Source organism: Mesorhizobium humile, assembly GCF_033977215.1.
Lineage (GTDB): Bacteria > Pseudomonadota > Alphaproteobacteria > Rhizobiales > Rhizobiaceae > Mesorhizobium > Mesorhizobium humile.
Window position 1 is genome coordinate 150,140 of the sequence record NZ_JAVIIV010000010.1, and the last position, 25,805, is coordinate 175,944.

27 protein-coding genes are annotated in these 25,805 nt (G+C 64.6%); 14 read left to right on the plus strand and 13 right to left on the minus strand.

Going from position 1 to position 25,805, the window contains the following annotated elements; genetic code table 11:
* The first annotated feature begins 236 nt into the window (after window positions 1–236).
* The 6 genes from RFM52_RS16980 (at window position 237) to RFM52_RS17005 (ending at window position 6,412) form a co-directional block, all read left to right on the plus strand.
* Entirely contained in the window at window positions 237–1,253 is a 1,017-nt protein-coding gene (locus RFM52_RS16980; protein ID WP_320296628.1) for a hypothetical protein, read from the plus strand.
* A gap of 125 nt (window positions 1,254–1,378) precedes the next feature.
* Window positions 1,379–2,665: an ABC transporter substrate-binding protein gene (locus RFM52_RS16985; RefSeq protein WP_320296627.1), complete on the plus strand. Its 1,287-nt coding sequence runs from the start codon at window positions 1,379–1,381 to the stop codon at window positions 2,663–2,665.
* 100 nt (window positions 2,666–2,765) lie between these two features.
* Window positions 2,766–3,707 (plus strand): carbohydrate ABC transporter permease, encoded by a 942-nt coding sequence (locus RFM52_RS16990; RefSeq protein ID WP_320296626.1) that lies wholly within the window; start codon window positions 2,766–2,768, stop codon window positions 3,705–3,707.
* A complete protein-coding gene (locus RFM52_RS16995) occupies window positions 3,707–4,540 on the plus strand; it encodes a carbohydrate ABC transporter permease (RefSeq protein WP_320327861.1) in 834 nt (277 codons plus the stop codon). The genes RFM52_RS16990 and RFM52_RS16995 overlap by 1 nt, the downstream gene beginning before the upstream one ends.
* Window positions 4,541–4,543: 3 nt before the next feature.
* Window positions 4,544–5,650 (plus strand): ABC transporter ATP-binding protein, encoded by a 1,107-nt coding sequence (locus tag RFM52_RS17000; RefSeq protein ID WP_320296624.1) that lies wholly within the window; start codon window positions 4,544–4,546, stop codon window positions 5,648–5,650.
* A 33-nt stretch (window positions 5,651–5,683) separates the two neighbouring features.
* Window positions 5,684–6,412: an SDR family oxidoreductase gene (locus RFM52_RS17005; RefSeq protein ID WP_320296623.1), complete on the plus strand. Its 729-nt coding sequence runs from the start codon at window positions 5,684–5,686 to the stop codon at window positions 6,410–6,412.
* Window positions 6,413–6,482: 70 nt separating this feature from the next.
* Here the strand turns inward: RFM52_RS17005 and RFM52_RS17010 are convergent, their stop codons facing one another.
* From RFM52_RS17010 to RFM52_RS17030, 5 genes are all read right to left on the minus strand, one after another.
* Window positions 6,483–6,884 carry an FHA domain-containing protein gene (locus tag RFM52_RS17010; protein WP_320296622.1) on the minus strand — a complete coding sequence of 134 codons (402 nt, stop codon included), beginning with the start codon at window positions 6,882–6,884 and terminating at the stop codon, window positions 6,483–6,485.
* Between the two features lie 121 nt (window positions 6,885–7,005).
* The gene (locus RFM52_RS17015; RefSeq protein WP_320296621.1) at window positions 7,006–7,914 is read right to left on the minus strand and encodes an anti-sigma factor; all 909 of its coding nucleotides are present in this window, start codon (window positions 7,912–7,914) and stop codon (window positions 7,006–7,008) included.
* Complete coding sequence (locus RFM52_RS17020) at window positions 7,901–8,470, minus strand: sigma-70 family RNA polymerase sigma factor (protein WP_320296620.1); 570 nt, start codon at window positions 8,468–8,470, stop codon at window positions 7,901–7,903. The genes RFM52_RS17015 and RFM52_RS17020 overlap by 14 nt, the downstream gene beginning before the upstream one ends.
* 13 nt (window positions 8,471–8,483) lie before the next feature.
* A complete protein-coding gene (locus RFM52_RS17025; protein ID WP_320296619.1) occupies window positions 8,484–8,693 on the minus strand; it encodes a hypothetical protein in 210 nt (69 codons plus the stop codon).
* A 206-nt stretch (window positions 8,694–8,899) separates the two neighbouring features.
* Window positions 8,900–9,184 carry a hypothetical protein gene (locus tag RFM52_RS17030; RefSeq protein ID WP_320327862.1) on the minus strand — a complete coding sequence of 95 codons (285 nt, stop codon included), beginning with the start codon at window positions 9,182–9,184 and terminating at the stop codon, window positions 8,900–8,902.
* On the opposite strand from RFM52_RS17030, the gene RFM52_RS17035 reads away from it, so the two are divergent.
* The gene (locus RFM52_RS17035; RefSeq protein ID WP_320327863.1) at window positions 9,168–10,142 is read left to right on the plus strand and encodes a helix-turn-helix transcriptional regulator; all 975 of its coding nucleotides are present in this window, start codon (window positions 9,168–9,170) and stop codon (window positions 10,140–10,142) included. The genes RFM52_RS17030 and RFM52_RS17035 overlap by 17 nt on opposite strands.
* On the opposite strand, the gene RFM52_RS17040 is transcribed toward RFM52_RS17035, so the two are convergent.
* Complete coding sequence (locus RFM52_RS17040) at window positions 10,136–10,573, minus strand: hypothetical protein (RefSeq protein WP_320296617.1); 438 nt, start codon at window positions 10,571–10,573, stop codon at window positions 10,136–10,138. The two genes, RFM52_RS17035 and RFM52_RS17040, sit on opposite strands and share 7 nt — an antisense overlap.
* 153 nt (window positions 10,574–10,726) lie before the next feature.
* Here RFM52_RS17040 and RFM52_RS17045 point away from each other — a divergent pair, with 153 nt between their 5' ends.
* Window positions 10,727–11,104 carry a hypothetical protein gene (locus RFM52_RS17045; protein ID WP_320296616.1) on the plus strand — a complete coding sequence of 126 codons (378 nt, stop codon included), beginning with the start codon at window positions 10,727–10,729 and terminating at the stop codon, window positions 11,102–11,104.
* A 34-nt stretch (window positions 11,105–11,138) separates the two neighbouring features.
* On the opposite strand, the gene chrA is transcribed toward RFM52_RS17045, so the two are convergent.
* The 3 genes from chrA to RFM52_RS17060 form a co-directional block, all read right to left on the minus strand.
* A complete protein-coding gene (gene chrA, locus RFM52_RS17050) occupies window positions 11,139–12,527 on the minus strand; it encodes a chromate efflux transporter (protein WP_320296615.1) in 1,389 nt (462 codons plus the stop codon).
* The gene (locus tag RFM52_RS17055; protein ID WP_320296614.1) at window positions 12,524–13,342 is read right to left on the minus strand and encodes a sulfurtransferase/chromate resistance protein; all 819 of its coding nucleotides are present in this window, start codon (window positions 13,340–13,342) and stop codon (window positions 12,524–12,526) included. Before RFM52_RS17055 ends, chrA begins: the two co-directional genes overlap by 4 nt.
* 178 nt (window positions 13,343–13,520) lie before the next feature.
* Window positions 13,521–14,309, minus strand: a complete 789-nt coding sequence (locus tag RFM52_RS17060; protein WP_320296613.1) for a 3-hydroxybutyrate dehydrogenase — start codon at window positions 14,307–14,309, stop codon at window positions 13,521–13,523.
* 249 nt (window positions 14,310–14,558) lie between these two features.
* Here RFM52_RS17060 and RFM52_RS17065 point away from each other — a divergent pair, with 249 nt between their 5' ends.
* Together RFM52_RS17065 and RFM52_RS17070 are read left to right on the plus strand one after the other, a co-directional pair.
* Window positions 14,559–15,347: an acetoacetate decarboxylase gene (locus tag RFM52_RS17065; RefSeq protein ID WP_320296612.1), complete on the plus strand. Its 789-nt coding sequence runs from the start codon at window positions 14,559–14,561 to the stop codon at window positions 15,345–15,347.
* On the plus strand, window positions 15,340–16,500 hold the full coding sequence (locus tag RFM52_RS17070) for a patatin-like phospholipase family protein (protein WP_320296611.1): 1,161 nt from the start codon (window positions 15,340–15,342) through the stop codon (window positions 16,498–16,500). The genes RFM52_RS17065 and RFM52_RS17070 overlap by 8 nt, the downstream gene beginning before the upstream one ends.
* A gap of 164 nt (window positions 16,501–16,664) precedes the next feature.
* Here RFM52_RS17070 and RFM52_RS17075 read toward each other — a convergent pair whose 3' ends face one another.
* Complete coding sequence (locus tag RFM52_RS17075) at window positions 16,665–18,275, minus strand: inorganic phosphate transporter (RefSeq protein ID WP_320296610.1); 1,611 nt, start codon at window positions 18,273–18,275, stop codon at window positions 16,665–16,667.
* Window positions 18,276–18,423: 148 nt separating this feature from the next.
* Window positions 18,424–18,957 (minus strand): TetR/AcrR family transcriptional regulator, encoded by a 534-nt coding sequence (locus tag RFM52_RS17080; protein WP_320296609.1) that lies wholly within the window; start codon window positions 18,955–18,957, stop codon window positions 18,424–18,426.
* A 141-nt stretch (window positions 18,958–19,098) separates the two neighbouring features.
* Here RFM52_RS17080 and RFM52_RS17085 point away from each other — a divergent pair, with 141 nt between their 5' ends.
* Both RFM52_RS17085 and RFM52_RS17090 read left to right on the plus strand, forming a co-directional pair.
* Window positions 19,099–20,400, plus strand: a complete 1,302-nt coding sequence (locus RFM52_RS17085; RefSeq protein ID WP_320296608.1) for an efflux RND transporter periplasmic adaptor subunit — start codon at window positions 19,099–19,101, stop codon at window positions 20,398–20,400.
* A complete protein-coding gene (locus RFM52_RS17090) occupies window positions 20,397–23,480 on the plus strand; it encodes an efflux RND transporter permease subunit (RefSeq protein WP_320296607.1) in 3,084 nt (1,027 codons plus the stop codon). Before RFM52_RS17085 ends, RFM52_RS17090 begins: the two co-directional genes overlap by 4 nt.
* A gap of 199 nt (window positions 23,481–23,679) precedes the next feature.
* On the opposite strand, the gene RFM52_RS17095 is transcribed toward RFM52_RS17090, so the two are convergent.
* On the minus strand, window positions 23,680–24,135 hold the full coding sequence (locus RFM52_RS17095) for a L,D-transpeptidase (protein WP_320296606.1): 456 nt from the start codon (window positions 24,133–24,135) through the stop codon (window positions 23,680–23,682).
* A 349-nt stretch (window positions 24,136–24,484) separates the two neighbouring features.
* Here RFM52_RS17095 and RFM52_RS17100 point away from each other — a divergent pair, with 349 nt between their 5' ends.
* Window positions 24,485–24,817, plus strand: coding sequence for a hypothetical protein (locus tag RFM52_RS17100; protein ID WP_320296605.1), 333 nt, complete (start codon window positions 24,485–24,487; stop codon window positions 24,815–24,817).
* A 33-nt stretch (window positions 24,818–24,850) separates the two neighbouring features.
* Entirely contained in the window at window positions 24,851–25,015 is a 165-nt protein-coding gene (locus tag RFM52_RS17105) for a hypothetical protein (RefSeq protein WP_320296604.1), read from the plus strand.
* Between the two features lie 57 nt (window positions 25,016–25,072).
* Here RFM52_RS17105 and RFM52_RS17110 read toward each other — a convergent pair whose 3' ends face one another.
* A complete protein-coding gene (locus tag RFM52_RS17110; protein WP_320296603.1) occupies window positions 25,073–25,774 on the minus strand; it encodes a response regulator transcription factor in 702 nt (233 codons plus the stop codon).
* Window positions 25,775–25,805 lie beyond the last annotated feature (31 nt).

Here is a 25,805-nt window from a genome sequence, read left to right on the forward strand (position 1 = left end):
GCTCGAACCTCACTTGAAAATGCGCCCAAAAGTGATCACGGCAAATAAAATATAGCAAAATCAGCTTCTTATTGGAAACTCTCCTTCCATCGACCTTTTTGCCCCGGAGTGTGCGTCCTCTCAGATTAGAGAGAGTTAGATAGCTATTGACAGATTATGAGAACTTTCGTCATAGTGAGGTACGCTTGGATCGCGACACCGCGGCGGGCGCACAGCAGATTTCACCGAGGAAGATCATGGTCACGAGACTGGACAGGAAATTGGCGAACATTAGAGCCGGCCGCTACACGCGGGCCGATTTCGTCATCGCCGATGCCAAGGACAGCGATGTCGGCGCCGGCGTGACCGCCACCGGCTTCGACTATTCGGTCAGGCCGCCGCGCCGCCGCAGCCGCCAGGAATTCATCGCCCAGATCGAGGAGATCATCAAACAGGACGTGGTCGACATCATGCTGGTGTCGCAGTCGAATCTCGAGCTTCTCGACGAGCGCGGCGCCTTCTTCGGCAGCGAGATGAAACCCGCCATCCGCGGCAACCTGGAAACGATGTGCTGGGGCGCCGTGCGCCACGGCACCTATGTGCAGACCCCATCGGTTCCTTTCCGCGACACCAACCTGGCGCGCGCCCTCGCCAATTATCCCGCGCACGGCACCGACCTCGCCCTCTACTCGGTTTCGTTCAGCAACGACGTCGCGCTCGACGTCCGTACCTTGAACGCCTTTGCCGAATTCCGCGCCGAGGCGGCCAGGGTCGGCTTCAAATATTTCTACGAGGTCTTCAATCCGAGCATCGATCTCGGTTTCAGCCGCGAGCAGGTCGGCGAATTCGTCAACGACAACATCATCAAGTCGCTGGCGAGCGTGCCTAAGGCCGAGCGTCCGCTGTTCCTGAAGACCGCCTACAACGGGCCGAAGGCATTGGAGGAGCTCGCCAGCTTCGACAGCGAACTGATCGTCGGCGTGCTCGGTGGCGGCGCCGGCACGACGCGCGACACGTTCGAGCTGGTCGCCCAGTCGGAGCGTTACGGCGCCCGCCTCGCGCTGTTCGGCCGCAAGATCAACCTCGCCGAGGCGCCGCTGCAGCTGATCGTCCTGATGCGCGCCGTGGCCGACGGCACGATCGCGCCGGAAGAAGCCGTGCGCGCCTATCACGGTGAATTGCAGAAGCTCGGGCTGACGCCGAACCGGTCGCTCGCCGACGACCGTGCGATCACGGAAGAAGTGCTGACCGCAGCGGCCGCCAAGGCGGCCTGACGCAACAAGAGTGGCGGCTTTGCCGCCATCCACGCGTGGCGGCTTTGCCGGCATCGCTTTCAGGCATCCGCGAGATGGAGGCTCGCGGCGCGCATTACATGGGAACCGAAAAAGGGAGGAATATGATGAGAAAGATGCTGCTTCTTGCGACGACGATGCTCGCCGCCGCGCTTTATTCCGCATCCGCCTATGCCGATCAGAAAGAGGTGACCGTCTGGTCCTGGTTCGTCCAGAGCACGATGGAAAAATCGATCGCCGCCTTCGAGAAGGCGCATCCGGACATCAAGGTCAAATACACCTATTACAACTATTCGCCCGAATACATCACCGCGCTCAAAGCCGCTGCCGCCTCGGGCAGCCTGCCCGACGTGATCGGCCTGCAGCCGGGCTCGCTCACCCAGCAATATCGCGAAAACCTCGAGGCAGTGAACGAACGCGCCGCCAAGCAGTGGGGCGACAAGTGGGCGGAGAAGATATTCCCCGTCAACCGCAAGCAGATGCTGATGGGCAATCCCAAGGGTGACGAGAACTATTACATCATCCCGCAGGAATCGCAGGTGCTTTGCATCTGGTACAACCGCAAGATCTTCGAGAAGCTCAACCTGTCCCCGCCGAAGACCTACGCCGACCTCAAGGCGGCGGCCAAGGCGCTGACCGAGGGCGGCTACATCCCGATGTTCCAGGGCGCGGCCGACGGCTGGCAGAACGAGAACGTCTTCCTGATGCTCGCCAACCAGTTCTCGCCCGGCATCGTCGACAAGGCGCAGGCTGGCGAGACGCCCTGGACGGCGCCGGAGCTGGTCGCCGCGATGAAGGCCTGGAAAGGCCTCTTCGACGACGGCGTCTTCCAGCAGGGCGCGCTGGGCGCCCACGCCTACCCGACCGGCGCGCAGCTCTTTGCCCAAGGCAAGGTCGGCATGATGGCGCTGGGCTCCTGGTGGATGCAGGAAAGCAAGTTCCCGCCGCCGCTGTCGGAATATGTCCAGAACATGGAGGGCTTCGATTTCTTCTACATGCCCCCGGTCAAGGACGGCAATTCCGCCAGCCCGCCAGTCGGCGGCATCGACATCGGCTACGGCCTGACCAAGAACGGCGGCAAGAACCCGGAAGCCTGGACCTTCCTTGCCGAGCTCACCAACGGCGTCGGCCTGCAGGAAGCGCTGAACGACCTCAACGACCTGCCGGCCTTTGACGGCAATGCGCCGAAGGGGGACATCACCGACCATGTGAAGGAGATGTCGGCGCGCTTCATGGCCGACCTGCCCAAGGCCGAGAACCAGCGCTTCGCCTCGCCCGCGGTCGCCGAGGCGCTCGACAATGCGTTGGCCGGCGTCGCCGCCGGCAGCACCGAGCCGGAAGCGGCCCTGGCCACCGTCCAGGCGGCGAGCGAGAAAGCCCTCGCGGCGAAATAACCCAAGACCGACCGCCGGGCGCTAAGACGCGCCCGGCCCATTTTTCAATGCCGACCCTTTTTCGGTGCCGGCCCTTTTTCAGTGTAAGATGGCGAGCATCATGAGCGCAGAGGCCATGCGAGCCGGAGCCGCCGTCCAAGCGGCGAAGCGGCGATCGGCGTCGAGAGCTTCGACGCTCTATCTCTTTGCCTTGCCGGCCACCCTGCTCTTTGTCGTCTTCATTGCCTATCCGATCCTGTGGGTCGCGGGCCAAAGCTTTTACACCGGCACGGCGGACGGCCGCGCCGTCTTTGCCGGCTTCGCCAACTACACGACCATCCTCGGCGATCCGACCTTCTGGACCGTCGTGCGCAACATGGTGCTGTGGGGCGCCATCACGATACCCGTGCAGATGCTGATCGGCGGGCTGCTTGCCTATTTCATCGAGCGCCACACCCATGCCCTGCGCGGCTTCTTCCGCACCATGTTCTTCCTGCCGGTGGTGACTTCGGTCTCGGTCATCAGCCTGGTCTGGGTGCAGATCTACGCGCCCTATTACGGCATCGCCCAGGAATATCTGAAACATGTCGGCATCGTCATGATGACGTCGCCGATCGGCGATCCGAAGACCGCGATCTACGCGTTGATCGCCGTCAACATCTGGCAATGGACCGGCTTCTCGATGCTGATGTACATCGCCGGCATCGCCAACCTGCCGAGCGAGGTGCTCGACGCTGCCCGCATCGACGGCGCGCGCGGCTGGCGGCTTGCCGTGCACGTCATCGTGCCGATGCTGTCGCCGGCGACCAAGTCGCTGCTGCTGCTCGGCGTCATCGGCACATTGCAGACCTTCCCGATCGTGCACCTGATGACCGGCGGCGGCCCGAACCGCGCCAGCGAGGTTTTTGGCACCTTCATCTTCAAGCAGAGCTTCGTGCTCGGCGACACCGCCAGCGGCGCCGCGCTTTCCGTCATCGTGCTGGTCATCGCGCTGGTGCTGTCGCTGGTCCAGATCGCGCTGCTCGGCGCCCGCCTGTCGCCCGCCGGGAAGGATCAGCCATGATGGCGCCGCTTTCCCGGAACCGCGTCCGCGGCCTAGTCATCCATGCGGTGCTCTTCATCGTGCTCGGCTTCTGGATGGTGCCGCAGGTCTATATGCTCTCGATCGGCCTGCGCACGCCGGCGCAGGCCTTCGATGCCGCTCTGTTCACCTGGCCGGTGACCTTCGACAATTTCGTCACCGTCATCCGCGACAATCCGCTGGGCGGCATTTTCCTCAACAGCCTGATCATCACCGTCGCGACCGTGGCGATCGTCGTCGTGGTCTCCTCCCTCTTTGCCTTCGCCTGCGCGATTCTCAGGCTAAAGGGCTCGATGCTGCTCTACACGACGCTGCTGACGACGCTGATGGTGCCGCTCGCCTCCATGGTCCTGCCCCTGGCGATCCTGCTCAAGACCTTCGGCTGGGTGAACACCTATATCGGACTCATTCTGCCCTATGCGGCGCTCGGCGTGCCCTTCGCCATGGTCATCCTCAAGGCCTTCATGGAGGACGCGCCGCGCGAGCTGTTCGAGGCAGCGCGGGTCGACGGCTGCAACGCCTGGCAGACCTACTGGCACGTCGCTTTGCCGCTGGTGCGGCCGGCGCTTGTCTTCGTCACCATCTGGCAGTTCATCGTCACCTGGAACGAGTTCTTCCTCGCCTTGATCGTGCTGACCAGGAGCGAGATGAAGACACTCACCATCGTGCCGATGCAGTATTCCGGCCTCTACATGGCCAATCCCGGCGCGCTCTTCGCGATCCTGACGCTGATCGCGCTCCCCTTGATCCTGCTTTACGTGCTGGTGCAGCGCGCCTTCGTGCGCGGCCTGCTGGCCGGCGCGGTGAAAGGTTAGGCCATGGCCGCACTGACCATCGACAAGATCACCAAGGCCTTCGGCCACACCACCGTCATCCCCGAGCTGTCGCTGACCATCGAGGACGGCGAGTTCTGCGTGCTGGTCGGGCCGTCGGGCTGCGGCAAGTCCACGCTGCTTCGGATCATCGCCGGGCTGGAGCCGATCAGCTCCGGCCGCATCCTGGTCGACGGCGCCGACATGAGCGACGCCGAGCCGCCGGAACGCGGCGTCGCGATGGTCTTCCAGTCCTACGCGCTCTATCCGCATATGGATGTCGGCCGCAACATCGGCTTCGGCCTCAAGATTGCCCGCACGCCCGTCGCCGAGATCGCCGAGCGCGTCGGCCGCGCCGCCGAGAAATTGCGGCTCGGCTCCTATCTCAAGCGCAAGCCGCGCGAGCTTTCCGGCGGCCAGCGCCAGCGCGTCGCCATCGGCCGCGCCATGACGCGCAAGCCGAAGCTGTTCCTGCTCGACGAACCGCTCTCCAATCTCGACGCGGCGCTACGCGTCGGCATGCGCGTCGAGATCGCGCGGCTGAAGGCTGAGCTTGCCTCCACCATGGTCTATGTCACGCATGACCAGGTCGAGGCGATGACGCTCGCCGACCGCATCGTCGTCATGAATGGCGGCCGCATCGAACAGGTCGGCGCGCCGCTCGACCTCTACCACCGGCCGGCAAACCTGTTCGTCGCCGGCTTCATCGGGTCGCCGGCGATGAATTTTCTGAAGGGCCGCGTCGCCTCGGTTGAGGGCAATCAGGCCACGATCAGCCTGGACGTGGGGTTTTCGCTCCGGATGCCCGTTTCAACGCCGCCCCAGCTGGGCGCCGAAGTGACCGTCGGCATCCGGCCGGAACACATCGCGCTTGCTGTCGAAGGACAGGCCGACGCGATCGTCCTGAAGGCCAGCGTGGTCGAGCTACTGGGCAGCGACACTTTCATTCACGTGCGTGACGGCGAGGAGAGCCTGGTCATCCGCGACAGCGGCGGCCGCGTGGCGCGCGCCGGCGATCGCATTGCGATCTCCTTGCCGCCCAACGCCTGCCATCTCTTCGACAAGGCAGGCCAAAGGATTTCCGGCGCGGCGGCCACCACCGAGCCCGCCTGACACGAACTCGATAGACATCGCAAAGAGGGAACCATGACGGATTTTCAAGGCAGGAACATTCTGGTGACGGGCGGCAGCGGCGGCATTGGCGGCACCACCGTGCGGCATCTGGTCAAGGCCAACGCCAATGTGATCGCCGCTGGCCGCTCGCAGGAGGCGCTCGCTGCAATCGCCAGGGAAACCGGCTGCCGGACAGTCACCTTCGACCTCGCTTCCGAGGACGAGATCCGCGACGCTCTAGAAGGGCTCGACCTCTGGGGCGTGGTCAATTGCGGCGGCTTCGGCGGCGAGATCGCGACACCGATGGACACCGACATCGCCATCTTCGACAAGGTCATCACCGTCAATGCGCGCGGCGCGCTGCTGGTCACCAAATACGCCACGCGGCAGATGGTGGCGATCGGCAAGGGCGGCGCGATCGTCAACGTCTCCAGCCAGGCGGCGCTGGTCGCGCTCGACGGGCATATTTCCTACGGCTCGTCCAAGGCGGCGCTCGAAAACATCACCCGCTGCTCGGCGCTGGAGCTGGGCAAATACAACATCCGCGTCAACAGCGTGAACCCGACCGTGGTGATGACGCCGATCTCGTCCGGCCACTGGAGCCAGCCGCATGTCGCCGAGCCGTTCCTGAAGCAGATGCCGCTCGGACGCTGGGCGACCGAGGACGAGGTCGCCGGCCCGATCGTCTTCCTGCTCAGCGACGCTGCCTCGATGATCACCGGCATCCATCTGCCGATCGACGGCGGCTACACCTGCCGGTGAGGACCGGCGTGGAGCAAACGCTGGATCCAGCCCCCCTGCGGCAGCGGGACAATCAGATGGCCCGGCCGGGTCAGCTTGAGGTAATTTCGTAGCGAAGGACCTGGGCGTCGCCGAGGGACGATCTGCGCCCTGGCGAGATGACGCCGGAGCCGAAGAGGAGAATATCTTCGCGGCGCACGAATACTTCATGGCCGGGTCCCATCGACACGAATGTGCCCGACGAGCTTCGCTCGATGAACCGGGCCTTGCCGTTCGAAATGGTGAAAGTCGCGTGGCGCCTGGACAGGCTGAGCACGTCATCGCCCTTCGAATGGATGAAGTCACCGCCGTGCTGGGCGACGATCTCGCGTATCGCGTCGAGACAATCCGAGACCTGCTGCAGGGCGGCATCGTCCCCCATGCGCTCATAGAGCGGCACGCTGCCCACGAGATCAGTCAGGAGGACTGCTGCCAGAAGTCTTTCCTGATCCATCGACTCGTATCCGCCCCGAGAACGCGGCTTGTATAACATACCAAAGTCGACCGTGACTTATCACTTGTACGCCAGGGGGCCGGCGCAGGTACTTCGGCGCGATTAAAGGCGTTTGCTTTCCCTAGCCGGGACTTCCCGCCGCCGGATTGGCGACGATCGCAGCCCGGAAGCGGGCGACGAAATCGTCGAGCGCCGGGCGCTCGGCGTCCGAGATCGCCCAATAGGAAAAGGCGTCGTCGGTCCAGTGGACCAGCAGGAAGCCGCCCGCCGAGAGATCGTCCGCCACCGGCATCGACTTGGCTTCGTTCTGCCGCGGCGCCGCCACCAGCGTGATCAGATGCTCGTGGTGGCGGTAGACCAGCGCCGGCATCGGCCTGTCGCCGATCACCTCGACGCGGCCGCCGAGCAGCGCGTAGCCGTCCTTGGCCATGTCGGGCGCCGCCGGCGACACGCCGATGCGGCCGTCGAGCCATGGCTTCACCGTATGGCGGTCGGACGAGACGATGTCGACCGGCGTCGCCGCGAGCAGGCTGCGGCGATGGCCGTTGGCGACGGCCACGGCGAAGCTGTCGGAGCCATTGTCCGCCGTCGTCATCCATTGCGTCGCGCCGCTGGCGAGAACAGCCGTCAGCGCGATCGAGGCCGCCATCTGGCGCCAGTCGAAGGAGTTGAACCAGCGTGCCGCGCGCGGCCGCATCGCGATCACATTGCCTTGCTGCTGTTGCGGCTCCGCCGTCGCGGGCCGGACAGCCACGGTATCCCCGGCATCCTTGACCTCGGCGATAGCCGCAATGCGCGCCAGGAAATCGTCGCTGACGCTCGGCCGCGGCAGGTTGGCAACAGCGCCGCGCAACGCCACCAGGCGCGCATGTTCGGCGGCAAGCTCCGGATCGGCGGCCATGCGCCGCTCGACCGCCAAAGCGGCCGCGGCATCGAGCTCGCCATCGACAAGGGCGTGGATCATCAGCTTCATATCCTGCGGGTCTTGCGGCAATCCATCCTCGCGCGGGCTAGTTTCATGCGGGCTCATGGCGCCCTCCAAGTTCGGTCATCAAGAGGCCGCGGGCCCGCGCCAGCCGCGACATCACCGTACCTTGCGGCACGCCGAGCATGGCGGCGATCTCGCGGTAGCTGAGCCCGTTGATGTCGCGCAGCACCACTGTTTCGCGGAAGGCTTGCGGCAGCCTGGCGATCGCCGCTTCCACCGCCGCCGAATTCGCCTTGGCGATCAGCGCGGCTTCCGGGCTGTCGGCATCGTTGTCCGGCGGCGGCGAGACGTCGTCGAGATCGGCGAGGTCGCCGACCGCAACCACGCTACGCGGACGGTTGCGCGCCATCCAGGTATAAGAGGCGTTGCGCACGATGGTGAGCAGCCACGCGCGGGGGTTTCCCCCAGCGAACCCCGCGATGCCGGCATGCGCCTTGAGGCAAGCCTCCTGCACCACATCCTCGGCATCGGCCTGATTGCCGGTCAGCCAGCGGGCGAGCGACAGCGCATCGCCAAGATGCGGCAGCACCACTTCGGTAAAACGCGCGGCCAGCATCTTTTCGCTCAACACCGTTCCGCCGTCGGGCGCTCCCGCCATGGGTCTGCCGCCCTCAGCGGGAGGCGATGATCTGTCCCTGCTCGTGCGGGTGAAGATCGCGACCGCAGGCGATGGCGCCTGCTTCGAGGGAGGAGAAGGCATTGGTGTCACCGGAGTCAAGTGTCTCGGAAGCAAGGGGCGCCTCGGAAGGGAACGGCGCATCGCTGGCTGCAATGAGATGCTCGCCGTCATGGTCGTGGGTCTCGATGGTTGCGATCGGCACGGATCAGGGCCGGCGGCGGGGCGGTATCGCCCAGAACAGGTGCGCCCAGCTCCAACGCTCCAAGGGCCGGGCGCGGCTGATGCCTTCGCCCTCTTCAGCCCTCGCGCTTTTATCTTCACGCCGCCTCATGGTGGTCTCCTGCCGTTGCGCACACGCGGTGCATGCCCTGAAGACCGGCTAACCCGTCGGTTTATTCCCGATCTCGATCACATAAGCGTGAGCAGCAGTGCAGGCGCAGCGGCAGCGACGCCGGCTCCCTCGACCTGAGCCCGGCGTTTCATTAGCTTCCACCGACGGAATTCGAGCGAAGGCTGACAATCCCCGGGGGTGAGGTGGATGACTGGCTTTGCCGGCCACGACGTCTTGGAAGCGGCTGCCGCGCCCGGTGGCTGGGCGGCGGCAATGGATTTGCTCAGGCGCGGGTTCAATGCCCACCACACCATGATCGCCACCAATGGCGCGAGCCGGACCATCATGCCGTTCGTGGTCATCGCCGGCCTTGACGACAGCGCGGCCGCCCGATTCTCGTCGCAACGCGCCAACGAGCTGTCGGTCCCCTGGCAGATGGCGCTGACACCCGGCCGGGCTGAGGCCTCGCACGACATCCTGACCGACCGCGCGTTCGAACGGCTCGACTTCTACAATGAGATCATCCGGCCGACCGGCTGCTTCTATGGCGCCGTGATCCAGATGAAGGCCGGCGATCTTTCCTTTCACGTCAATGTCTGCCGGGAGCGGTCAGCCGGGCTCTATCACGCCGGCGAACTGGACCACCTGCAGGAAACCACGCACAGGCTGAACTCGATCCTCTCCTGGCAGTGGCGGCTGCAGGAACTCTCGGTTCATGTCGAAACGCTGGAACAGGCAATCGATGGACTGTCCGATGCCGTTTTCCTCTTCGATGCGTGGCGCCGGCCTATGTATTTGAACAACGCGGCCCAGGCACTCACCGCCCTTGACGGACCCTTCCGACTGGGTTCCGACGGGCTGGTCCTACAAACCGCGAGCGCCACCCGGTCGCTCGCCCGGATGATGACGTTCGCGCTGGACGAGGCGGCTGCCCCGACTTCATCGACCTTGCGCGTGGCCCAACAGGGCGGCGCGCCCGATATGCTGGTCACCGTCTCCCGCGGCCCGCTGCCGGGATATACACCCAGAGGCGTGCGCGCCGCGCGCGTCGCCGTCGTCATCCAGCAGGCTGACGCGCTCGCGCCGATTATGGAGGCCGAGATCGCCGGTCGCTTCGGCTTGACCGGCCGCGAAGCGCGCATCGCGGTTGAACTTGCGGTGGGAAAAAGCCTCGCCGAGATCGCGCCCAGCCTCAACATAGGCATGGGCACGATCCGCAGCCACCTCAAGGGTATTTTCGGCAAGACCGGCGTCAACAGCCAGGCCTCGCTGGTCTCGCTGCTGCTCGATGGCGGCCGGCGAATTCGCCGTTCTCAGTAAGCTTTGACCTTTGCCTTGCTGATGAAGAAGCCGTGGCCCTGCTGGTTCTCACAGGTCAGCCCCGAGGCCGTCGAATCGCAGGTGAACGGCCCGCTCTGCCACTCGCGGCCGTAAGGCAATTCATTGTAGCCGCCGCAGCACCATTGGTCTCCGACATCACGCAGGATCGTGGCCTTTCCACGCGCCGGCAGGATGAAGCGAAGATAGACGGGAGCCAGGCGGTCGCAGGCAAGCTCGGGGGCGCCTGATCCATCGCTGCCGCTCTCCGAAAGGCCGCAGGCGATGTTGTCGGACGGCGTATGGAACTCGATGGCCCCGTTGGGATCGCGCGGAATCTCGATCCGGTCGAAATCGCCGGCAAGCGTCGCCGTCGGCGCCCCCGCGACAACCCAGGGGACTAACGACACCGCGAGGAAAAGCAGTCGTCGCATAGCATGGCTCCACGCTGACCTGGCCCGGTATCGATACCGGTCGATCCGATTTTAGGGTGGATCGACTTGGGCACGCCTCTCCCAAACAGGAGAGGCGTGCCTCACCCCGCAAGGCTAGCATCGACGATCGAAACTGCGTTTCAGGAGCGTTCGATGCGCAAGCTCTTTCTGGCGGCCCTTGCCGCGACCGGTCTGATGATGCTGCTGTTGCCCGGCCCTCGGGCCGCGCTGGCGTGGCCGCCAAGTGGGTGCCCGTCAGGACAATATGGCATCGTCGGAGCAGGTGGAGCGACGAAGGGCCAACCCATACCCTATGCCTGCACGCCGAAGTGCCACAACGGCTGGCACGTCGAACAGGGCTATTGCGTCAAAACCGCGTCCGCGCCGCCACCGCCGGCGTCTGCGTCAACCGAGGGGGGCGGCGCGGCGAAATGCCATGGCGGTCCTGCGCCCTACAAGAAGCAGACGCATAGCACCGCCAACGCTTCGACGGGGCAGTACAATTCGGCGTCGAAACCGCAGAAATGCTGAACTGAAGATATAGCGCGACGAAACCGGCACCGCCTCACAACGACAGCAGCGCAAGTCCCGCCAGCGCCGATCCCGCCAGCGTCGGCAGCATGCCGAGTTTCAGTCTGAACATGGCGACCATCGCCGCCGCCGACAGCAGCGCGGCGCGCCAGTCGAGCGACGACGGGACCGGCACTTCCACGCCCCAGCCGACGCTTGCGACCTTGCCGAAGACGACATGCAGCGCAAACCACAGCGCGAGGTTCATGATGACGCCGACCACCGCCGCGGTGATCGCGCCGAGAGCTGCCGCCAGCGCCTTGTTCCGCCGCAATTGCTCGATGTAGGGCGCGCCGAGGAATATCCAGAAGAAGCAGGGAACGAAGGTGACCCAAAGCGTCAGCACCGAACCGAGCGATCCAGCCAGCAGCGGGTTGGCAAAGCCGGCATGACGATAGGCAGCAGTGAAGCCGACGAATTGCAGCACCAGGATCAATGGCCCCGGCGTCGTTTCGGCAAGCCCGAGCCCATCGACCATCTGTCCAGGCGAAAGCCAGCCGAACGAGGTCACCGCTGCCTGCGCGACATAGGCCAGAACGGCATAGGCGCCGCCGAAGGTGACGACGGCCATCAGGCTGAAGAAGCCGCCGATCTGCGCCCACACGCTCCCCGGGCCCGCCAGCACGGCGATCAGCGCCACCGGACCGAGCCAGAGCGGCAACCAGATGGCGACGGTGCGGAGAGCATGCCCTCGCTTCGGCATGGCGTGGCCGAGCTCGCCGCGTTCGAACATCAGGTCGACCGCGCCCCTGGTCTCGGTGCCGGCAGCAGTCTTGCCATGCGCCGAGCCGGAAAACAGCGCCGGCGCGAAGCGGTTGCCGGCCCAGCCGATAACCCCGGCCGCGAGCACGATCAGCGGGAACGGCACCCTGGCGACATAGATGGCCAGGAAGGCCGCCACGGCGATCGCCACCATCGCACGGTTCTTCAGCGCCCGTTTGCCGATGCGGATCACCGCCTCGACGACGACGGCCAGCACCGCCGCCTTGATGCCGAAGAACAGCGCCTCGACGACCGGCGCGTCGTTGTAGAGCATGTAGAAGCTGCTGAGACCCAACATGACCAGCGCGCCGGGCAGCACGAACAATGTGCCGGCGACGAGGCCGCCGGCCGTCCGGTGCAGCAGCCAGCCGATATAGACGGCGAGCTGCTGCGCCTCCGGGCCCGGCAGGAGCATGCAGTAGTTGAGCGCATGCAGGAAGCGTTCCTCGCCGATCCAGCGGCGCTCCTCGACCAGTTCCTTGTGCATCAGCGCGATCTGCCCCGCCGGCCCGCCGAAGGAGAGCAGGCCGATCTTTGCCCACAGCCGCGTCGCTTCGCGGAAGCTCGGCACGGCCGGGGCCTCCACCGGCCGTTTGGCGCCGTCCTTGGCGAGTGCCGTCATTGCGCCTTGCCTCCGACGGGCCAGTTGTGCGTCTCGTCCGCTGCGTCGCGGCACCAGCGGAAGAAAGCATCGTAGAGCAGCATGCCGGCTTCAAGCTGCTCGAGATCGTCGCGGAACATGCGCGACAGGCCGAGCGACGCGGCGAGGAACCCGGCCGCCTGCGGCACGAGGTCGAGCCGCGCCGTATCGGCGGCGCGCACGATCAGCGCCAGGCGGTCGAGCGCATCGACTCGCAAGCCGAATTCCTCGATCATCGTGTCGAAGCTGCAGCGATCGCCACGATGGCTCCAGAACACGCCTTCGATGTCGAAGGGAACCGCGGCGAAGCGGTCCGCCACCAGCGGCACCTCGGCCGGATCGACGAACAGGAACACGGCGTCGGGATCGACGAAGCGGCGGATCAGCCAGGGACAGGCGATGCGGTCGACCTTTGGCCGGGACCGCGTGACCCATAGGGTGCGGCCCCTCACGTCGCGGGGCGGGATCGCGCCGGCCGCGACCAACGGCGCCCTGGCGTCGGCCCAGGCCTCGAAGCCGCCTTCAAGCGATTCCGCCGCAATGCCTTCGTGGCGCAGCCAGGCGGCAACGCCTTGCGAGAGTTTCTGCCCCCTCTGGCAGATGACGACGACCCTGCGTCCGGAAAATTCCGACGCCCAGGTCGAGACCGTCCTGAAATCGCGCCGGCATGAGGCCGGCAACAGGCGCGGATCGGCTTCATAATCCTCGTCGATGCGCACATCGACCAGGCAAGGCGCATCGGGCAGGCCGACGAGACGGGAAAGCTGCGGAACGGTAATTGCGGTTGTTGATGGCATGGCGTCCACCTCCTGAACAAAGAGAGTCTGGACGCGATCGTTGGGCTGACGCCTCACGGGGTCGTCGCGGGGAACCCCTTACCAGGAATGCTGGAACGCTCCCCCACGATTGTCAAGAATTCAATTGCCAAGGAGAACGGGAGCTCCGCCCCGCCCTTCCCTGAAACGGCGCTTGCCCTTACTGCGCCGTCCAGCCGCCATCCATCGGCAGCGTCGTGCCGGTGATCTGCCTGGCGGCGTTCGAGCAGAGGAACAGGGTCAGCGCCGCAAGTTCCTCGACGGTGACGAACTCCTTGGTCGGCTGCGCTGCGAGCAGCACGTCGTGCTTGACCTGCTCCTCGGTCATGCCGCGCGCCTTCATCGTATCGGGGATCTGCTTTTCGACCAGCGGCGTCCAGACATAGCCGGGCGCGATCGCATTCACGGTGATGCCGTCCTGCGCCACTTCCAGCGCCACGGTCTTGGTCAGGCCGGCAATGCCGTGCTTGGCCGAGACATAGGCCGACTTGAACGGCGAGGCGACCAGCGCATGCGCCGAAGCCGTGTTGATGATGCGGCCCCATTTGCGGCTCTTCATGCCGGGCACCACCGCCTTGATGGCGTAGAAGGCGGCCAAAAGGTTGATGCGGATGATGGCTTCCCATTTGTCGTCGGGAAATTCCTCGATCGGCGCGACATGCTGGATGCCGGCATTGTTGACCAGGATGTCCAGGCTGCCGAACGCCGCCTCGGCCTCATGGACCATGGCGGTAACGGCGGCGCCGTCCATCATGTTGGCGCCCGAGTAGCGGCACTTGACGCCGAAATCCTTTTCGATGCCGGCCCGCTCCTGCTCGATCGCCGCGGCGTCGCCCAAGCCGTTGATGGTGACGTTGGCGCCCTCGGCGGCGAAGGCACGGGCGATTGCGAGGCCGATGCCGCTGGTCGAGCCGGTGACGAGCGCATTCTTCGAAGACAGGGAACCCATGGGAGATCTCGCAAGAGGAGGACAGGAGGGAAGAGTATGGAGACAGACAGCCGGGAAGGCACATGATTTGTGCGCCGCAGCATCACAATGCCACACCCATATGTCGGCGCTATTACAGCTGCGGCGCGGCGTTTTGCCGGCTCCCGGAAGCGCCGTCTTGGCGCTGACACGGCACTGTCACGCTGCCGTGCAACATATTTGCCAGCGCATTCGCGCGGGGTCATTTCAAACCTGTTTGGGGCACCAGCCATGGAAATCGCCGACGTCGTGAAGCGCGCCTATGCCATGCCGCTCACCAACCCGTCCTTCCCGCCCGGCCCTTATCGCTTCTTCGACCGCGAATACATCATCATCACCTACCGCACGACGCGCGAGGCGCTGGAAGCGGTCGTGCCGGCGCCGCTCGAGATCGACGAGCCGCTGGTCAAATACGAATTCATCCGCATGCCCGACTCCACCGGCTTCGGCGACTATACCGAGACCGGCCAGGTCATCCCGGTGCGCTACAAGGGCCAGCATGGCGGCTATGTCCATTCCATGTATCTCGACGACGACGCGCCGATCGCCGGCGGCCGCGAGCTCTGGGGTTTCCCTAAGAAGCTCGCCAGCCCCAAGATCGTCCACGAAGGCGAAGTGGTGGTCGGCACGCTGCATTATGGCAGCGTTCTGTGCGCCACCGGCACCATGGGCTACAAGCACCGCGAGGCCGACCACGACCAGGTGCTCGCCTCGCTCGCCGCGCCCAATTTCCTGATCAAGATCATCCCGCATGTCGACGGCAACCCGCGCATCCGCGAGCTGGTCCGCTACTACCTCACCGACATCACGCTGAAGGAAGCCTGGACGGCGCCCGCCGCGCTCGACCTTCGCCCGCATGTCATGGCCGACGTCGCCAAGCTGCCGGTGCTCGACATCGTCTCGGCCGTTCACTTCACCGCCGATCTGACGCTCGGCCTGGGCGAAGTCGTGCATGATTACCTCGCGGACCACGGCCGATCGGCTGCCGGCGCGAAGGAACTGGAGAAGACCGGTGCTTGAGCGTAACCGCAGCAAGGCAGCTGCCGCCACCATCCAGGAAATCACGGCGCAATATGACCGCATCGCTCTGGTCTTCCAGGGCGGCGGCGCGCTCGGCGCCTATCAGGCGGGGGTCTATCAGGCACTTGCCGATGCCGGCTGCGAGCCGACCTGGCTGTCAGGCGTGTCGATCGGCGCCATCAACGCCTCGATCATCGCCGGCAACGAGCCGAGCCGCCGCCTGCAGCGGCTGGAGCAGTTCTGGCAGACGATCTCGGGCCGCAATATCTGGGCCTACACGCCCGAAGGCGACCTCTATCGCGACATCCGCAACCAGACCTCGTCATTGATGACCATGACCATGGGCCAGCCCGGCTTCTTCAAGCCGCGCAGTCCCAACCCCTGGTTCCACCTGGCGGGAGCCGAAGGCGCCACCAGCTTCTACGACACCGCCGAGCTCAAGGACACGCTGGAAAGCCTGATCGACTTCGACGTGCTGAACGACGGCAAGAAGCGCTTGAGCGTCGGCGCGGTCAATGTCCGGACCGGCAACTTCGTCTATTTCGACACCGACAAGGTGCGCATCGAGCCGGAGCACATCATGGCGAGCGGCGCGCTGCCGCCGGCCTTCCCCTCCATCCGCATCGAGGGCGAGTACTATTGGGATGGCGGCATCGTCTCCAACACGCCGCTGCAATATCTGCTCGATCAGGAAGAAGACCGCTCCTCGCTGGTGTTCCAGGTCGATCTGTTCAGCGCGCGCGGCGTGCTGCCGCGCGGCATGGCCGACGTTCTGTCGCGCCACAAGGACATCATGTATTCCAGCCGCACGCGCCAGAATACCGACAACTTCCAGCGCATCCATGCGCTCAAGATGAAGCTGCTCGACGCGCTGAAGCGCGTGCCGCCGGACCAGCTCAAAGACGGAGAGAAGGAACTGATTGCCGACTATTCCGACGCCGGCGTGGTCAACATCGTCCATCTGATCTACCAGCACAAAGGCTATGAAGGCCACGCCAAGGACTACGAGTTTTCCGGCACCTCGATGCGCGAGCACTGGGAGATGGGCCTGGAAGACACCGAACGCACGCTGCGCCACAAGAAGTGGCTGATGCTGCCCGACAATGCCGACGGCGTCACCATCCACGACCTGCACCGCGAAGATCCGACTTGACTTTCTGATACCCTGCCTCAACGAAGTCTGCTGCTGCCCCAGGGCGGCGGCTCTTTTTGCATTGCCAAAGCTCGCTATCGGCTGAACCCGGCGCGAAAAGAAGACGGCGCCGCGAACGGCGCCGTCTCGTCAGTCGGGCAGTTGGGCCAATCCGTCCCGGCCGCTCAGAAAACCTGGCGGAAGATCACGAACAGCACGAAGGCCAGCGCGATCGAGCAGGGCAGCGTCAGCACCCAGGCCAGCAGAAGGTTGCGCACGGTCGACCATTGCAGGCCGGATTCGTTGGCTGCCATCGTGCCGGCGACGCCGGACGACAGCACATGGGTGGTCGACACCGGCAGGCCGAGACGGTCGGCCATGCCGATGGTGATCATCGCCACCAGCTCGGCGGCGGCGCCCTGGCCATAGGTCAGGTGGCTCTTGCCGATCTTTTCGCCGACGGTGACGACGATGCGCTTCCAGCCGACCATGGTGCCGAGGCCAAGCGCCAGCGCGACCGCGACCTTCACCCAGAGCGGGATGAACTTCGTCGCATTGTCGACCGCCTTGTGATAGTCGGTGACCGCCTTGAGGTCGGCAGCCTGCATCGGCAGCAGCTGCTTCTTGTCGATCAGCTTCAGCGCTTCGCCGATCAGGTAGATGTCGTTGCGCGCGTTGCTGACCAGATCGGTCGGCACCTTGTCGACCGTCGCATAGGGCTGCAGCTCGGCGGTCGTGTTGTGGATATAAGTCTGCAGCGCGAGCGTAGTCTGGTCGGTCCAGCTCTTGCTGCGCACGGCTTCCTGAACGGCCGCCTTGGCAGCATTGGCATCGGCAACGGTGACGCCCGGCTTGACGTATTTGCCCAGCGCCGTCTCGACGCTGATGGAGGCCGCCTTGTAGGCGTCGAGATAGTTGATGTCGGGCGTGCGGTTGAGCGCATAGGCGGTCGGCACGACGCCGATCAGGATCAGCATGATCAGGCCCATGCCCTTCTGGCCGTCATTGGAGCCATGCGCGAAGCTGACGCCGGTGCAGGTGAAGATCAGCAGCGCGCGAATCCACCATGGCGGCGGCGCGTTGCCCTTTGGCGCCTCATAGAGCGCCGGGTTGCGCACCAGCAGCTTCATCACATAGAGCAGGATAGCGGCGGCGAAGAAGCCGACGATCGGCGAAACCAGCAAGGTGGTGCCGACATTGGTCGCCTGACCCCAGTCGACGCCGCTGGTAGCGCTGCCGGCCGGAGCCATGAACTGGTTGGCGAGGCCGACGCCGATGATCGAGCCGACCATCGTGTGCGAGCTCGATGCCGGCAGACCGAGGAACCAGGTGCCCAGGTTCCACAGGATGGCGGCGACCAGCAGGGCAAACACCATGGCGAAACCGGACGACGACCCGACCTGCAGGATGAGCTCGACCGGCAGCAGCGACAGGATGCCGAAGGCCACCGCGCCGCTCGAGGTCAAGACGCCGAGGAAGTTGAAGACGCCCGACCACATGACGGCGAATTCGGCCGGCAGCGACCGCGTGTAGATAACGGTGGCCACCGCGTTGGCGGTGTCGTGGAAGCCGTTGACGAACTCAAAGCCCAGCGCAATCAGAAGCGCGATGCCGAGCAGGATCCACGGCACCGTCTTGGCGATGGCCAGATCCTGGCTGAGCGCATAGCCGACATAAATGATGCCGACGAGCACCAGCACGCCGAAAGCCGGCAGGAACCATTTGGCGCCGCCCGATTGATCCAGGGGATGATCCGGTCTCGGGATCCCCGCCTCACTGGAAACTACGTCCACCATGTCCCACTCCTTTTGCATTGCAGCAAAGAACCGGGAGGGACGCTATGTCCCCAGGATGAAGCTGGTGTGACGCCCTTAACCGTTTGGTCACCACCAAACCGTTTGGTCACCACCAAACCGTTTGGTCACTACCAAAGCCTTTGGTGACCTATCCGGCTATCTTCAGGAGCGAGGACACCAGAAGCTTGCGCTCGTCTTCGGACAGCACGTCTGAATCGAACAGATTCATGCTGCGCATCCCCTCGATGGCGAGAAAGCAGACCAGCAGCGAGCCGAGGTCGTCCGTCTCCGCCTTCAGCCGTTCGAGCAGCTGGTGCTTGAAGGCCTTTATCGGCGTCAGGAAATCAGGATCTTCGGCGATCGCCGAGAACATCCAGGTCGCCGAGGGTTTCGGCCGCCCGCAGTCGTCGGCCGAAAGCTTGATATAAGCCGAGAGCACGCTTTCGTGGCCGGCCTCGGCGGCGCGTGCCTCCAGCGCCTTCTGGAAGTCGCTGAGATAGCTTTCGACCAGCCCCTGCATCAGCTTGGCCTTGGTCGGGAAGTTGTAGAGCAGGCCGCCTTTCGACACTCCGGCGCGGCTGGCGACCGCCTCGAGCGACAGGCTTCCAGGACCGGCCTCGCGCGCCACGTCGGCGGCGGCGGCAAGTATCTTCTCGCGTGAGTTTGCCCTGCGTGGTCTCATCGCGCTTCCCCCTACATTAGCTTAGGCGGAATTGACAAGACCGTCCAGCCGGTACAGTAAGCCATTTGAAATCGGGACTTATCGTCGATATGTGTCCCGCAATCGATTGTTTTGCCGGTTGCCGGCTCGAGGGGACCATCCGTGAAGCGCTTTTTTATCATCGCCGGATTCTTGCTGCTGCTCGCCTTGGTGTGCGTCGGCATCGTTGGTTTCAACTTCATGCGCGATGCCGGCATCAAACAATTCTTTGCCACCATGAAACCGCCGGCCGCGACGGTCTCGACCGTGATCGTCAAGCCGGCCGAATGGACGCCCGGCGTAGAGGCGATCGGCACCGTCAATGCCGTGCGCGGTGTCGACCTTACCGTCGAAACGAGCGGCATCGTCAAGGACATCCTCTTCCACGCCAACCAGAAGGTTGCCGCCGACGCGGTGCTTTTGCAGCTGGATGATGCGGTCGAGAAGGCCGATCTGGTGGCCCAGAAGGCCCAGGCCGCCTCGGACCAGGCGGCGCTGACCCGCGCGATCGAATTGCAGCGGCGCGGCGTCGGCACGGACGCGACGCTCGATGCCGCGCGTGCCGCGGCGGACGCCTCGGCCGCGCAGGTCAACAAGATGCAGGCCGTGCTCGACCAGAAGCAATTGTCCGCGCCCTTCGGCGGCACTGTCGGCATTCCGAAGATCGACGTCGGCCAGTACCTGGCCCCAGGCAACTCGGTCGTGACGATCCAGGATCTCGACACGATGCGGGTCGACTTTACCGTTCCCGAGCAGCAGCTGCCGCTGCTCAAGATCGGCCAGACCGTCAAGCTCGGCAGCAACCTCGTCGGCATGACCTTTGCCGGCTCCATTCGTGGCATCGACCCCAAGATCGACCCGGCAAGCCGGCTGGTCTCGATACGTGGCGAGGTCGCCAATCCGGAAGGCAAGCTGACGCCTGGCCAGTTCGTGCAGGTCCGTGTCGAGCTGCCGCAGGAAAACAATGTCATTTCCGTGCCGCAGACGGCGGTGACGACCAGCCTTTATGGCGATTATGTCTTCGTGGTCGAGCCGGCGAAGCCTGCCGAGGGTGCCGCTGCCGCGCCGGCGAAGCCGGATGAGCAGAAGGCCGACGCCGCCAAGCCTGCGGACAACGCGGCAAAGCCGGCGGACACGAAGCCGGCAGACAAGGCGGCCGGCGACGCCGCCAAGCCAGCCGACGCCGCCAAGCCAGCCGACGCCGCCAAGCCGGCCGAGGCCGCGCAGCAGCCTGCGCTCACCATCTCGCAGGTGTTCGTGAAGCTCGGCCGCCGCAACAACGGCATGGTCGAGATCGCCGAAGGCCTCAAGGAAGGCGACCAGGTCGTCACGGCCGGCCAGAACCGGCTCTTCAACGGCATGTCGGTTGCCGTCGACAACACCATCGATCCCAGCAAATCGGCGAACAAGCAGGTTCAGCAATGAGCTTTTCCGACCTCTTCATTCGCCGGCCGGTGCTCTCGACGGTGCTGGCCTGCATGATCCTGCTTCTGGGCTTCCAGGGCATCTTCGGCCTGTCGATCCGCCAGTATCCCAAGGTGGACGAGACGGCGATCACCGTCACCACGGCCTATCCCGGCGCCAGCGCCGACCTGATCCAGGGCTTCATATCGGCCCCGATCGCGCGCGCCGTCGCCTCTACCGAAAACATCGACTACGTGACCTCGTCCAGCCGTCCGTCCTCGAGCACGGTAACGGTGCAGATGAAGCTGGGCTCCAATCCTGACGTGGCGCTGGCCGAGGTGTTGTCCAAGGTCCAGGGCGTGCGCGGCACCTTGCCGACCGCCTCGAAGGATCCGGTGATCGTCAAGGGCACCGGGCAGCAGTTCGCGATGATGTACATCTCGATGCAGAACCCGAACATGACGAAGGAGCAGCTCACCGAATATATCGAGCGCGTCATCCGGCCTCGCATCTCGACCGTGGAAGGTGTCGCCGACGTTCAGATCTTCGGCGCCCAGGAATATTCCATGCGCATCTGGATCGATCCGATCCGGCTTGCCGCCCGTGGCGCAACGGCCGTGGACGTGCTGACCGCGATCAACAACTCGAACTTCCTGTCGGCGCCCGGCAACACCCAGAACGAGTATGTGGTCTCCTCGATCGCCGTGCATTCGACCCTGCAGACGCCCGAGGCCTTCGCCCAGTTGCCGATCCGCTCGACGGACGGGCAGGTGGTGCGCCTGCGCGATGTCGCGCGTGTCGAGCTCGGCGCGGCCAACACCGACACCAGGGTGAGCTTCAACGGCAAGCCAGGCACCTTCCTTGCCATCTTCCCGACGCCTGCCGCTAACCCGCTGACGACCGCGGCCGCGGTCACCAAGCTCGTGCCGGTGATCCAGGAAACGCTGCCGAAAGGCATGACGATCGAGGTCGTCTACGACGCCACCGGCCAGATCAGCGCCTCCATCGAGGAGGTGTTCAAGACCATCGGCGAGGCCGTCGCCATCGTCATCGTGGTCATCCTTCTGTTCCTGGGCTCGTTCCGCTCGGTGATGATGCCGATCGTCACCATCCCACTGTCACTGATCGGTGTCTGTTTCATTCTGTTTTCGGTCGGCTACTCGATCAACCTTCTGTCGCTGCTGGCCATGGTGCTGGCGATCGGCCTTGTCGTCGACGACGCCATCGTGGTGGTGGAGAACATCCACCGCCACATGGAGGAAGATCACATGTCGCCGATGCAGGCGGCCTTCAACGGCATGCGCGAGATTGCGACGGCCATCGTGGCGATGACCATCACGCTCGCCGCCGTGTTCGCCCCGCTTGCCTTCACCGGCGGCCTGACCGGCGCGCTGTTTCGCGAATTCGCGGTGACGCTGGCCGGCTCCGTGGTGCTGTCGGGCCTGATCGCCATGACGATCACGCCGATGATGTCGGCGCGTTTGCTGAAGGCGGGCCAGCACGGCCGCTTCCAGCGCATCGTCGATGGGACCTTCAGCCGCGTCGAGCGCGTCTATGAACGGGCCGTCACCGCTTCGCTCAGGAACCGGCCGGTGACGCTGATCATCGTCGTCGCGCTTGTCGCCCTCACCGGCTTCATGTTCACCAAGACTTCGACCGAACTCGCGCCGGAAGAAGACCAGGGCTTCCTCCTCTCGATCGTGACCGCGCCGCGCTATGCGACGTCGGATTACACCGAGACCTATGTCAACCAGATCCTCGGCCTCGTGAAGGATATTCCCGAGACCAGGGCGCAGTTCTCGGCCGTTGCCTTCGGCGGCGCCACCAACAGCGCCTTTGTCGGTTTCGCCTTCAAGGATTGGGCGGACCGCAAGCGCAATTCGAAGGAACTACAGGCCGACATCACCGCACGGCTCGCCAAGGTCGCCGGCGTTCAGGCCTTCGTCTTCGCGCCGCCGACGCTGCCCGGTTCCGGCGGCGGCCTGCCGATTTCCATGGTCGTGCGCTCCACCGGCGACCCCTCGGAAGTGTTCGAGCAGGCCGAGAAGATCAAGAGCAAGGCGCAGGCCTCGGGCCGCTTCATCGTCGTGCAGAACTCGATGGCTTACGATGCGCCGCAGGTGACCGTCACCATCGACCGCGAGCGCGCGGCGGCGTTGAACCTGCCGATCGCCGATATCGGCAACACCTTGACGCTGCTTGTCGGCGGTGCCGAGGTGGCGCAGTTCGACCGCGATTCCAACAGCTACGACATCATCCCGCAGGTGCCGCAGGAGTTCCGCGACAATCCCGCAAAGCTCGGCGAATATTTCGTTCGCAGCGTCGACGGCAAGATGGTGCCGCTGTCGGCGGTCGTGAAGATCTCGACCAACGCCTCGCCGGCGGCCATCGAGCAATTCAACCAGCTGAACTCCTCGACGATTTCGGCCCTGCCGCTGCCGGGTGTAACCACCGGCGACGGCTTGCAGGTGCTGGAGAACCTCGCCAAGGAGACCCTGCCCGACACCTTCTTCATCGATTATTCCGGCCAGTCGCGACAGGAGAAGGAACAGGGCAACACCATCCTGATCGCCTTCGCGGCGGCGGTGGTCGTGATCTACCTGGTGCTGGCGGCCCAGTTCGAGAGCTTCCGCGATCCGCTGATCATCATGATGGCGGTGCCGCTGTCGATCTTCGGCGCGATCGTGCCGCTCAACATCGGCCTGGGAACGCTCAACATCTACACCCAGGTCGGCCTGATCACGCTGATCGGCCTGATCACCAAGCACGGCATCCTTTTGGTGGAATTCGCCAACCAGCAACGTGAAATGCACGGCATGCGGCGCCGCGACGCCATCATTGCTTCGGCCAAGGTGCGCCTGCGGCCGATCCTGATGACGACGGCCGCCATGGCGCTCGGCGTCGTGCCGCTGATCGTCTCCAGCGGCGCGGGTGCGGCCGCGCGTTATTCGATGGGCCTGGTCATCTTCACCGGCATCCTCGTCGGCACCATGTTCACGCTCTTCGTCGTGCCGATGTTCTACACCTTCATCGCCAGCAAGGACCTGCCGCATCTCGCCGAGAAGCCCGATCCGAAGCTGATGCCGGCGCTGCCGAGCTGAAGCAATAGCGAATAGGGAGTAGCGAATAGGAGAGAATGGCGTTCGTGCGACGGCGCGTCTCCTACTCGCTATTCGCTACTCCCTACTCGCTCCGGAACGAAAAGAGGCCGGAAATTCCGGCCTCTTTTTTTGGCGGTTGCCCCACGGCTTCGGCGCTATTTCCGAAGGCGGCAGCCCGCCTGCTACTTTGCCCAGCCCGTTACTTGACGATCACGATGCTGGTGTTGGCAGGGCCGAAGGCCTCGACCAACTGATAGAAATCGGCCGCCGCATCGGGATGCAGCCGCACGCAGCCATGCGAGGCGGGACGGCCGAGACGGCTGATGGCGTAGGTGGCGTGAACGGCGTAGCCGCCGCTGAAGAACACCGAATGCGGCATCGGCGCGTTGTCGTATTTCTTCGAGTACCACATCTCATGCATGCGGGTCGGCTTGAACGAGCCGGTTGGCGTGATGTGCCCCCTGGCGCCGGTCGACACCTTCCAGGTGTAGGTCGGACGGCCGTCGACCGTGACTTCCATGATCTGCTGCGACAGCGAGACCTTGGCGACGATCTGGTTGGCATGCGCGGCATTGCCGGCGCCGAAGAGCAGCGCAGCACCCGTGAGCGCGGCGGCGGTGATGTTGATGAGCTTGGCGGAAATGGCGGTGTGCATGACGGTCCCTCTGTTTTTTGCCGTTGTGTCCGGCTTCAATTTCGATGGGCCCTTATCGTGCCCGACCGTTTCAGACCTATTTCGCTTGATGCTCGTTTCTGTTTCGAATTCGTTTCCAAAAATTAACAGGACGTCCCGTCGGCGGATTCTGCCAGACCTTTCCAAGAGTAAGCGATCCAGCGCCGGACAATCGGCTCAGACTGGAAACGAAAGTTCATTTCACATGTATATGAAAGAGGCGGAGCCATTTTCGAAACCAATCTGCAACAAAGTGCAGCCACGGCGGCATGATCTGGATACAGGCCGGCGTCAGATTTGACGCAACGGGAACAGACATCTGCAAACGAAAATGGACAGGAAATCGAAACTCCGCTCCTGGCTCCTCAGGATCAGCGTCGCGGCGATCGTGCTCGGCGGCGCCGGCCCGGTGGCCGGCAACCCGGCGACGACGCTGGCGGCGATGAGCTCCGGCGAGGTTTCGACACTGCACATGGCTCTGTTCATCGCCACGGTCTGGATTGTTTCCAGCCTGCGCGTCCACCGGTTGAAGGCCCTCTGGCGGGTCGGCATTCGGCTGATGAGGACACGCGGCCCCTCCGGCTACTTGCTGCCGAGAGGACCGAAGGCCCGCGCCGCAGCGGGGGGCTCCGTCAGCGGCGCGGGCGCTTCGGGAGTTTCCTGAAGCACCACAATTTCGAGTTAGGGGATTATCGAGATGAAGACGAAATTTGCCGCTTCCGTGCTTTCCGCGCTGCTCTACGCGCAGGGTCTGCTCGGCTTCGCCGCGCTGGCGACGGTGCTGCTCAAGGAGCGCGCCAGGGCCGAGATAACCGCCAGCGCCGACCTTCCAACCGGGCCCACGGTTATCGTGGTGCGCTGAGCGCCAGGCGTCGGACCCAGAATGACCATCGCTTTGGGAAATCCGATGCTCGAAAGCCTACTCGTTGCGCGGAACCGGCGGATCGAAGCGATAGCCGGCGCCCCTGATGGTGGTGATGGTCTCGGTGTCGAGCTTGCGCCGCAGCCGCACGATGCGCGAGTCGATCGAACGGTCGAAAGCGTCGGCATTCTCGGCCGGAGCCGCGGCAATGATGTCGTCGCGCGTCAGCACCTTGCGCGGGCTTGCCAGGAACAGCTTGAGCAGCGCCACCTGCCCCGGAGAAAGCTGATCCTCGGTACCCGAACGATGCATCACCATGGCCGACCGCAGGTCGACGGTGGCGTTTTCCAGCACGATCAGTTCCCCAGGGGCCCTGCCGCGTCTCATCAGCAGGCCGCCGATCCGCGCGGCGAGCTCGCGCACGTTGAGCGGGCTTTCGATGACGTCGGAGGCACCGAGCTCGAGCGCCAGGACCTTGTCGACGAGGTCGCCCGGCCGGCAGATCAGGATGAAGTCGGGGCCGCCCTCGCCGCCACCGCCTTGGCCGCTATAACGCTTGAGCAGTTCGCGGCTCTCGGCCTGGGTGACGCCGTCGCCGACGATCACGACATCGATACCGCCGGCCGAAAGCAGCGTCTCCGCCTCCCAGGGCTGGCGCGCCTGGCGCACGTCGTGACCGCGCCGGTCGAGATGATTGGCGAGATCGCCCGCCACCACCTCGGCGACGGACACAAGCGCGATGACGGATCGTGCGGCCATTTTCTTCACCCCGCCACAGACAACTCGAGAT

What these genes read in the sequence shown, in the direction of transcription:
- RFM52_RS16980 (WP_320296628.1), top strand. Translation starts at nt 237, where the DNA reads ATGGTCACGAGACTGGACAGGAAATTGGCGAACATTAGAGCCGGCCGC.
- RFM52_RS16985 (WP_320296627.1), top strand. Translation starts at nt 1,379, where the DNA reads ATGAGAAAGATGCTGCTTCTTGCGACGACGATGCTCGCCGCCGCGCTT.
- RFM52_RS16990 (WP_320296626.1), top strand. Translation starts at nt 2,766, where the DNA reads ATGAGCGCAGAGGCCATGCGAGCCGGAGCCGCCGTCCAAGCGGCGAAG.
- RFM52_RS16995 (WP_320327861.1), top strand. Translation starts at nt 3,707, where the DNA reads ATGGCGCCGCTTTCCCGGAACCGCGTCCGCGGCCTAGTCATCCATGCG.
- RFM52_RS17000 (WP_320296624.1), top strand. Translation starts at nt 4,544, where the DNA reads ATGGCCGCACTGACCATCGACAAGATCACCAAGGCCTTCGGCCACACC.
- RFM52_RS17005 (WP_320296623.1), top strand. Translation starts at nt 5,684, where the DNA reads ATGACGGATTTTCAAGGCAGGAACATTCTGGTGACGGGCGGCAGCGGC.
- RFM52_RS17010 (WP_320296622.1), bottom strand. Translation starts at nt 6,884, where the DNA reads ATGGATCAGGAAAGACTTCTGGCAGCAGTCCTCCTGACTGATCTCGTG.
- RFM52_RS17015 (WP_320296621.1), bottom strand. Translation starts at nt 7,914, where the DNA reads ATGAGCCCGCATGAAACTAGCCCGCGCGAGGATGGATTGCCGCAAGAC.
- RFM52_RS17020 (WP_320296620.1), bottom strand. Translation starts at nt 8,470, where the DNA reads ATGGCGGGAGCGCCCGACGGCGGAACGGTGTTGAGCGAAAAGATGCTG.
- RFM52_RS17035 (WP_320327863.1), top strand. Translation starts at nt 9,168, where the DNA reads ATGCCGTTCGTGGTCATCGCCGGCCTTGACGACAGCGCGGCCGCCCGA.
- RFM52_RS17030 (WP_320327862.1), bottom strand. Translation starts at nt 9,184, where the DNA reads ATGACCACGAACGGCATGATGGTCCGGCTCGCGCCATTGGTGGCGATC.
- RFM52_RS17040 (WP_320296617.1), bottom strand. Translation starts at nt 10,573, where the DNA reads ATGCGACGACTGCTTTTCCTCGCGGTGTCGTTAGTCCCCTGGGTTGTC.
- RFM52_RS17045 (WP_320296616.1), top strand. Translation starts at nt 10,727, where the DNA reads ATGCGCAAGCTCTTTCTGGCGGCCCTTGCCGCGACCGGTCTGATGATG.
- chrA (WP_320296615.1), bottom strand. Translation starts at nt 12,527, where the DNA reads ATGACGGCACTCGCCAAGGACGGCGCCAAACGGCCGGTGGAGGCCCCG.
- RFM52_RS17055 (WP_320296614.1), bottom strand. Translation starts at nt 13,342, where the DNA reads ATGCCATCAACAACCGCAATTACCGTTCCGCAGCTTTCCCGTCTCGTC.
- RFM52_RS17060 (WP_320296613.1), bottom strand. Translation starts at nt 14,309, where the DNA reads ATGGGTTCCCTGTCTTCGAAGAATGCGCTCGTCACCGGCTCGACCAGC.
- RFM52_RS17065 (WP_320296612.1), top strand. Translation starts at nt 14,559, where the DNA reads ATGGAAATCGCCGACGTCGTGAAGCGCGCCTATGCCATGCCGCTCACC.
- RFM52_RS17075 (WP_320296610.1), bottom strand. Translation starts at nt 18,275, where the DNA reads ATGGTGGACGTAGTTTCCAGTGAGGCGGGGATCCCGAGACCGGATCAT.
- RFM52_RS17080 (WP_320296609.1), bottom strand. Translation starts at nt 18,957, where the DNA reads ATGAGACCACGCAGGGCAAACTCACGCGAGAAGATACTTGCCGCCGCC.
- RFM52_RS17090 (WP_320296607.1), top strand. Translation starts at nt 20,397, where the DNA reads ATGAGCTTTTCCGACCTCTTCATTCGCCGGCCGGTGCTCTCGACGGTG.
- RFM52_RS17095 (WP_320296606.1), bottom strand. Translation starts at nt 24,135, where the DNA reads ATGCACACCGCCATTTCCGCCAAGCTCATCAACATCACCGCCGCCGCG.
- RFM52_RS17100 (WP_320296605.1), top strand. Translation starts at nt 24,485, where the DNA reads ATGGACAGGAAATCGAAACTCCGCTCCTGGCTCCTCAGGATCAGCGTC.
- RFM52_RS17105 (WP_320296604.1), top strand. Translation starts at nt 24,851, where the DNA reads ATGAAGACGAAATTTGCCGCTTCCGTGCTTTCCGCGCTGCTCTACGCG.
- RFM52_RS17110 (WP_320296603.1), bottom strand. Translation starts at nt 25,774, where the DNA reads ATGGCCGCACGATCCGTCATCGCGCTTGTGTCCGTCGCCGAGGTGGTG.